The following is an 8873-nucleotide window of genomic DNA, read 5'->3' as shown; positions in this document are numbered from 1 at the left end:
TTTTAAAATCTTTTGTAACCATTTTAACACCTCTCATTTTATTTAATTTTGAGCCACAAAGGTCAAAAAAACCTCGAATTGTGACTTCCTGATAGTATTATGCATCTATTGTGCCAAAATTGGATTTTCCCAAATTTTTATGCTAATTGTAGGATATGCATGAAAAAATGTATCTAATAGTGAAATGCAGGGTATAATTCGCGGTTAAACTTGGAATGAAATTCGAGAAATTATTAGATAAGATTTTAGGGAGATAATGAATAAATACTCATTTGAATGTTTTTGCAAATTATATCGATTTATAATTGTCAGATCACAACATATACTGTTCTCATAGGACAGTAAAGATAGATGAATTAATTTGTTTATAGTGAATACAGAGAATTATAAATACAAATGTAAATGATAAGAGATTGCTTCTTTTCAATTCGAACGATACTTGATCCATTTTGTGACCAGATATGGAGTTGTGGATTCTGCTTTATTTATGACTAATATAAATGTATTGACTATTTTTAACATCTTTCATTATAGTAAAATATTATTATTAATCATAATCCAATCAAATTGTATATAAATCACTCCTATTGTTTGTGAACGAGTACTGACATCTTTGAAATATAAAAGGAAAGATCGTATAATATAAAAGCAGCCGAATAAGGAATAATTAAGTTAATATCTTTGATATTAACCAATAAACTTAGATTCAAAATATAATAAAAAGATAAACAAAAGAATGAATATTGTCATAGTATCGTTAATTTCATTTATTTTTATTACAATAAATAGCTATGCAATAGATTGGGGAATTACTATTATTGGTGATAGCAGGGCTCAGGGATTACAAACATCCAGTACCTATAGTTATAATAATATATTTAGCTTAAATAGTAATAGTATACTTGAACCTATAATTGACGATGATATACAGGAAAAGGCTGAGTCAGGATCTACACTGTCTGCATATGTGCCGGGTAAAGTAGTATGGAAATCGAGAGACGCTAGCTACTATGAAGATAATAAATACATAACATTTATTGCATTAGGCACTAATGATGTACGCAGGTTTTTTCTATCAGGTGAATTGTCTGCTGAAGCTATCAGAGATGAATGTAAAAATAATATGGAATCATTAATAAGAAGAATTTTAGATAATACTTATATTAATGTCATAATTAGTGACATAGCTCCAACCTATTGGAGGTTTGACGGTTTTATGGATTCTTTCTTAAATGATGGAAATTATCAGATTAATAAAATAAATCAATTGGTAAATTATGCATACATCAATCTTATAGATGAATTACGAGCTGAATACGGCAATAGGGTTGGGATTGTATTGATATATGATATTTTTTTAGATCCAATATATTATATTGGTGAGGGTGATTGGATTCATTTTAATTTAGTGGGTAATGAGGTCTGGGCAGGGCTTATTGCACAAAAAATAATTGAATTAGGTTGGGATAAACAAACCGCAAAAATATTCGGTGAGCTTTCAGATCAATATATTAACTTAACTAATACAAATATACGGTGATAACTCCAGTTGGATAATAAATTATTACTCATTGATGAACAAATGCTGCATGGACCTAACATTATTGGTGTTGATATTTATTTGATAAAATCATCCCTATACATTCATGTCTTTGACAATTTTTATGATCGAGAGGTTTTATATAGTATTTCGGGTATATAGAATATGGAATATAACCAGATACATGAAGCAATAAAACAAGTCAATTACTACTAAATCTCTTTATCAATATTGGAGGTTATGACATGCCTAAATCACCCCTTTTGGATAAGACTTATCATATTATTATTGAGCGCATGATTGCTACTGGAAAGGCGCCACATTATACGGAGATTGCAACTGAACTTGGTGTATCCCCTACAGAGGGTAGAAAGGCGCTTAGAAAGCTCTTTTCGACTTTTGGATTCCCTGGTTGGCTTTACCCCAAGTCCGTTAATATTGTATCATTTGCGCCTTTTAATAATTTGCCAACACATTACTCATTGACAATAGATGAAGAACAGAGGTGGTACGGTCAATGAGCCTTTGAGTCGCTGGCAGTTTGCTGGCTCTTCCCAGGAAAAACTGTGCAAATCGATTCAGTTTGTCTTGATTGTGGCGAGCCTATACGTGTGCATGTTAAGGATGGCAACATCGAATTAGAGGAACCAAAAGGTCTGATCGGTCATGTATCCCTTCCCATCGGGAGATGGTTTTTTAACATTGCTTATTCATGAAGTACCATGAATTTCTTCCGGTCGGAAGAACATCTTCGCAATTGGGAAGGCTTTAAGGAGAAAAAAAAGGGAGGGATCATCTCTCTGAATACATTGATGCAACTCTTCTCTGGACCTTACTTCACCAATCGTAGGAATCCGGACTACTTTTCCCATATGGGTGAGTACACATCAGATATGCTCATATTGCTGAATAAACTCGAAAATGCCGGCGATTACTGGCGGCTTAATCGGCTGGAGAAAGTTGGATTCTACATTGGCGAAAAGTTGGGTATTATTTAAACTCATCTTTTATATCGTTTATCTATTGAATCTTGTTATTATTGCATATTCTTTCAAAGATTGACTTTCAATTCAATAATAAAAGAGCCATCACCACAGGCGATGTAAGAGATGATGTCTCTTCAAAATCTCTGTTAACCTTTTCCAAAATCAACTCGATATAATTCATTCAACGTTGTTTTATCAAATTCTCCTTTAAAAATACCATTCAATTATGGATTACTATCCTTACTATTAGAATGATCAATATTTCTAACTAAACATGGCTGGTATCTTTGATTCTCATCTAAAGCATAATACTCAGTCCATCAATCAGTTAGCATTTGTAAATATGCTATCTCGTGCTAGTCAATAAAGACGGCACTCTATCCTTTAAGATATCTGTTGCAATTATACGTTATTATTCTCATGCAAATCTTTTTTGCTTTATGAAAATTATATGGAAGTGACATATATCAACTTAACAATCATAAACAAAAGCATATGATTTAATCTTACTAAAAATTACCGTTAATTACTTATGTTTACATAATTTCATTGACACATTTTAATGAATTTAAATATTGTGCAATTTTAAACATATATTAATACAACAAGGAGGCTGGCATGGAAAGGATTCTTACAATAATACTATGTGTTTCTCTAATATTTTCATTAGGGTGTTTTGATGATGATGAGGGAGGGGATACATATATCCCGGCTGGGGCTGCGGATTTATCTGCAACTGTGAATTATAGCAAATATGATCAAATAGATTTTGGCGATACCAATGACGATGGATTTTATCAGGGCACTGGCAAGCTTTACGTATATCTTTATGAAAAGAAGAGCGAGCATATGCCGAATAATTACCGCGAACCTGAGCACATCTATGATGGAGAAACAGATGTTAACGGCGGAACAATAGAATTTACTGATATTATGGCTGGTGAATACTTTGTAATGGCATTCTATGACTATAAGGGAAGCAGTGATTTTGATCCGCCAAGTCATATTGAAAATAATGGTGATCCATATATCTTATATGTTGGGGAAGCCAGTTACACTAATGACCCTGATGAAGCTGTCGCTATTAATATAGGCGGGCCAACAGTTATTAAAATTGATCTTACTGATCAATACATTCTGCAAAAAAAAAGTAAATTTGATATTTAATAATAGATTGGTTTATAAACTCGATAAATGATCAATTAGTGATTATAAGAAAGAATTTGCTTGTTTATTCTATAATATTGTCATCTTTTTATATTGTATGTAACCTTAATGCAGAATTGTAATAATAAGAATAGATTATCGTTTTGTTTTTTAGTAATATTCTGCTTGGTATTATCCTCCACATTTGCACAAGATATTATTCACATTGATGACTCACAATCCAATGCAGATGCCTTAGAAGAAGAAAAGGAAAGAGGGAAGGGGGCAACAGGGAGGACCGGTGTCTTTACATTAGGTGAAATCGTTGTAAAGGCAGAGTCTTTAGCTGACATAGAAGATGCATCTACCACAACCAGAATAACCCAAAAGGATATTCGCGCTCATTCAGATAAGACCTTGGATGATGCGCTCAAGGCTATACCTGGAATAATTGTAGAAAGGCACAGAAAGGGGCATGTGCGGACAAGAATCAGAGGATTTGACCAGGATAAGATCGCTATTCTTGTTGACGGCATACCAATCAGGGATGTGTATTCTACTGACATTGATATATCTCAAATATCCGTAATGAACATATCGCGAATCATTGTGAACAGGGGGGTCTCATCAGCCCTTTATGGAAGTAGGGGGGCTATCGGTTCAATCAATGTTATAAGCAAGAGACCTTCCAGGGTTTTTGCTGAGTGTAACGCTGAGTACGGCCAAATCAATAACTATACCCTCAATGTAGCGCAGGGTGCGCCTATGGGGGATTTTTATTATTGGTTAACAGGATCGATGATGAACTCCGATGGGTTTAAGCCTTCCGCTGAATTGGACAGCTTAAAAAGGAGGGAATGGTTCCACAAACTTATTCCCTACTATCTTTACGGATATTCCTTTGAGGAGTTAAATATACCGGCTAAAGAGGACTACATCTTAGATGAAAGGAAGTGGGACCATTTTAACTACCATAAATATAACTTTTCCGGAAAAGCAGGCTATAGCTTCAGCAGTCAATTTGAGGCAGGTCTGTCATTCAGGTATAATTATTACACGGGAAAAACCAACACATATCAGCATTACTGCTTCAGCGACTATAAGTCAGATGATCTATACTGGAATGACCCTGTTTTCGTTATATCTGACATAAAGGATGTGAAGAAGGCAGCCCTGAGGAACAGGTCTTTTGAATGGCCAGGAGTTTTCGATTACAGGGTATCTCCATATTTTCATATCAAATATAGTGATTTCACTGTAAAGGCAAACGCATTTTACTCACACAGGATGTCCGAGCAGGAGGGGTACGCCTCGACTGATCATGATTATGTTAAGGATACCTCTGTTGCTGGTAATTTTATGGAACCCTTCAGGGATATAAAGACCTATAAGACCTATGGTTTTAATATCTATCCCTCTTATAGAATAGCGAATTGGAACAGAGTATCCATAGCCATCCTCTGGAATAACGATTCTTACAAGGGAGAGGAACAAGCTCTATCATCAGCTGCGCCTGCACCGAATATATCCCAGTATCTGGGTCTGGAAAAATTTCCTGTTAAGTATCTGGAATCCTCGTACCTTAGCTTAGCAATCGAAGATGAAATTAGCATTAGAAAGAGGCTGAGTATTACTGCAGGGATATCCTATGACAGCCACCATTTTTCAAAATATAAGAACCGCATTGGGATATACGAATATGGGGATGCCTATATTTTAAAGGATGATTCCATGTTTTGGGGTACTAGGGATTCTTTTAATCCAGTAGCAGGAATAACCTATGAGGTTATGAAGAACCTGCTACTTCTTCGAATGTCGGGTTCTATCAAGACGCGCTTCCCCACCCTTAGCGAGTACTCAAAGGTCCTTGATGCTATGCACGATGATTACTTGAAGCCAGAAAGGTCCTACAATAGTAATACCGGATTTGAGTTATTTGTTTTAGATAAGACCTTGAGTTTCCGTATAGACTACTTTGCTAGTATTATAACGAACAGGATAGAGAAGATCGCTGGGGGGGATGAGCCACCCATAAACATTGAAAGGATCATTTCTCAGGGTGTTGAAAACCTATTATCATATGAAAAAGATGATATCCTGGATATTTTTGATCTAAATATGCAGATATCCTATACATATATTCATGCCAGAAGCAGGGATGATTCTCATGATGAGAAGGCAAATAAGGGCAAATTGCTGGAACTGACGCCTGAGCATCAGATGACAGCAGACCTTAGATTGAACTTTAAGAGTAATACTTCAATTAACCTGCGTGGTTATGCAACATTTAATCAGGTGATGTATACAATGAAGTATAGACCGGAGCCAGAGGTCACAACCCCTCCTCTTGTCACCTATTCAACAGATTATTTTAAAAGTGTAAAGGTTCATGATCCGGTTATATTGAATATTAGGATATCACAAAAGATTTATGAATATTATGAACTATATATATTATGCAGAAACATCCTTGATGATTACAATGCTGATCCCTTTAATCCAGGCCCTGGAAGAATGTTTTACTTGGGAGGATCAGCAAGATTATAAATATGAAAAATAATCGATAGGAGAATTATGATGAGGCAATTATTGGCACTAATATGCGCAGGGATATTTATCTCGGGATGCACTGGGGACAAAGGAAAAGCTGAAAAAGTCAAGAAGGAGATCATTAACGCTTCAGGGAAGATGCAGTCTTATTATAGATATAAATATAATAAATATGGCAAGATCAGAAAGTCGCATTTTACGAGTGATGATCAACTTATATCATATTTTACATATGATTATGATAAGGATGGCAAAAGATTAAAAAAGACTGAATACGATCCAAGGAATGCTTTGCTCTCCTATGTGTTGTATGAATATAATTCTAATAGAGTTAGGACAAAAAAAGAGGAATACGATAAGAATAATATGATGAGGTCTTATTTTACTTATGAATACGATGATAAGGGAAAAAAGAAAAGGAGAATCAAATATTCTCCATCTGGGAAGGCTATCGTTAATGATGTGTATGAATATAATGACAAGAGCAGGTTATTAAAAAGGACTACTATTGGCAACTCTGGTGAGGTTATATCATTTCTTACACATGAATATAAAGGGAGGAAGAGGATAAAGAAATCCAGGTTTGATAGAAATGGCAAATTAATAGATTATACTGATTATCACCATTAGTCCACCCATGAATATTGATGTGACAAGCCCTTGATATATGAACAGCATGATGAATGTAGGAGTGGATTTAAATTCCGCTCCTACATTCATTTGAAGTGATTTTTATTAATCTTAGAAAGATAATAGTATTGAGGAATCTGTAAAATCGTTGAGTGTTGTCGGCACATCTGTATCTTTATCGAGAAATGTCATGTCATTAACATCACTTGCGTAAGTAGAACAATCGGATGCGACTGAATCCGATCCATTTGGTGTAGATGTATGAATCTCTTCAAAAGTGGTATCTGTTGCAGTTGCTGAGATACAGAAATATCTGGCACTACTAGGTTCATCATAAGTGTTATTCATGACTTTAAACAAAAAGTAATTCTCATCACCCTCTGATACGCCTTTCCCAACAATGCTTATCCATGAAGGGGTTGAACCTGTTCCGGTGGAAATTATCTTAATAGTAAACTCGTGAGTATCCTCATTGCCATCAATATGGCTTCGAACTACAAAACCCTCCATAGAAGCATAATATACGTGGTGGATCATACGAATTGATAATTCTCCGGTATCATCATTATAGCTGCCTTGTAGAATTCCATGCTCTGTGTGATCAGGAGCTTCCGGAGCCCACCTGTATGTTAACAGGCTATACTTGGTCTCATCGGATTCCTTAATAGCAAAACCGTTCGCGTAATTATCCTCCATTGTATCGCTATTCCCTACGCAGTCGTAGGTTTCCGATAGGCCTAAATCATATGGTGAGTTGATAGTTGTAGCAGATATATCTTCACAACTTGATTCTGCAGTAGAATATATCTGGCCTGCTGTATGAATAACTTTATAGATATTATGCATATCAACAATACCCTCATGAGTCGGATACTCATAATCCCTAAGCAATGAGTAGATGTCATACATAATTGAGCCTGACTCCAGAGCGCGCTGTGATGTTCTTGATGTGCCTTCTTCAATCGTAGGAGCCACTTCTTTTATAGCGGTGTAGAAGAAGTTACTATCTGAGTCTGAAAGCAACTGTAGCAATGTAAGCTGATCCTGATTATCATCGTCATCATCATCTGTTATGCTTCCGCAGGTCGTTCCCACAAAAATGATACTTAAAACAAGAAATAGATTAATAAATCTTTTCATAACAATAACCTCCATGTGTTTTATTATTTTATCATCCCTGAGTTTATATTGGGTTGACTATTTATAAAAAATTATACTCTGATAAATAAAAAAAGTCAAAATAAAATGTATGGAGATTTTTTATAGATTAAGATAGGGGAGTGGATACTGAATCTTAATATAATGAAACAGCTTTTTTTGTAGGGCTAAATTATTATTCTTCAGTTATTTGGAATTATTAGACTTACATCTCTCTATGCAGCTATTATACATATCCTGACACCGTTGAATACAATTATTATATCTTCCATCACAACCATTTCCAGCGGCAGGAGAATCATGGATTTGGTAGGAATCCTCACAATCTTGACAACATTCGATATTTGATCTTGAGCAAGACTCCTCACATGGATCTTGATTAATAATAGATAATCCCTGGCAGGATAAAAAATAACAACATGAAAATAATATAAGGAAAACAAATAACTTAAGTATTTTTATTATCATAATTTAATTACACCATTATCATTTTTTTGTATTGGAGGTTATCAAAGCAAAATCTGTTTCATTGTTAACAGATAAATCAGTTGAAGCAATAGATAATTTTATTTAATATGTTAATCAATGTATTTTAATATTTTCAGACTTTGTTTATAATAATAAATCCGCAGAGATGAGATAATGAATATTTATTCACTCAAGTGAAGAAAGTCAAGCTAAATATGATAATTCGTTAATTGTATGATGATGGGGTGGGAATGTCCCATTGAATGTTTTTTTGATAGTTAAGATAATATCTGACATTCCGATAATAATACTGACACTTATTCCCCCCGGGGGGAATAAGTGTCAGTTTTCGGCAAATACAATTATGAGGAGTGTATATGAACCAAGAAGACAAA

At 34.7% G+C, this 8873-nt stretch carries 8 protein-coding genes; 7 read left to right on the top strand and 1 reads right to left on the bottom strand.

Features of this window, described 5'->3' with window-relative positions:
* Positions 1-736: 736 nt before the first annotated feature.
* The 7 genes from SVZ03_04285 (at position 737) to SVZ03_04255 (ending at position 6852) form a co-directional block, all read left to right on the top strand.
* Complete coding sequence (locus SVZ03_04285; protein MDY6933425.1) at positions 737-1540, top strand: hypothetical protein; 804 nt, start codon at positions 737-739, stop codon at positions 1538-1540.
* Between the two features lie 245 nt (positions 1541-1785).
* Positions 1786-2061, top strand: a complete 276-nt coding sequence (locus SVZ03_04280; GenBank protein ID MDY6933424.1) for a hypothetical protein — start codon at positions 1786-1788, stop codon at positions 2059-2061.
* Positions 2062-2106: 45 nt separating this feature from the next.
* Positions 2107-2256 carry a hypothetical protein gene (locus tag SVZ03_04275; GenBank protein ID MDY6933423.1) on the top strand — a complete coding sequence of 50 codons (150 nt, stop codon included), beginning with the start codon at positions 2107-2109 and terminating at the stop codon, positions 2254-2256.
* Between the two features lie 6 nt (positions 2257-2262).
* Entirely contained in the window at positions 2263-2538 is a 276-nt protein-coding gene (locus SVZ03_04270) for a hypothetical protein (protein MDY6933422.1), read from the top strand.
* A gap of 606 nt (positions 2539-3144) precedes the next feature.
* Positions 3145-3693, top strand: coding sequence for a hypothetical protein (locus SVZ03_04265; GenBank protein MDY6933421.1), 549 nt, complete (start codon positions 3145-3147; stop codon positions 3691-3693).
* 108 nt (positions 3694-3801) lie between these two features.
* Entirely contained in the window at positions 3802-6219 is a 2418-nt protein-coding gene (locus SVZ03_04260) for a TonB-dependent receptor plug domain-containing protein (GenBank protein ID MDY6933420.1), read from the top strand.
* A 27-nt stretch (positions 6220-6246) separates the two neighbouring features.
* Entirely contained in the window at positions 6247-6852 is a 606-nt protein-coding gene (locus SVZ03_04255) for a hypothetical protein (GenBank protein MDY6933419.1), read from the top strand.
* Positions 6853-6963: 111 nt separating this feature from the next.
* On the opposite strand, the gene SVZ03_04250 is transcribed toward SVZ03_04255, so the two are convergent.
* On the bottom strand, positions 6964-7992 hold the full coding sequence (locus SVZ03_04250) for a hypothetical protein (GenBank protein ID MDY6933418.1): 1029 nt from the start codon (positions 7990-7992) through the stop codon (positions 6964-6966).
* Positions 7993-8873: the final 881 nt, after the last annotated feature.

This window comes from Spirochaetota bacterium, assembly GCA_034190085.1.
GTDB lineage: Bacteria > Spirochaetota > UBA4802 > UBA4802 > JAFGDQ01 > JAXHTS01.
This window is presented reverse-complemented; position numbering and strand designations above follow the sequence as displayed.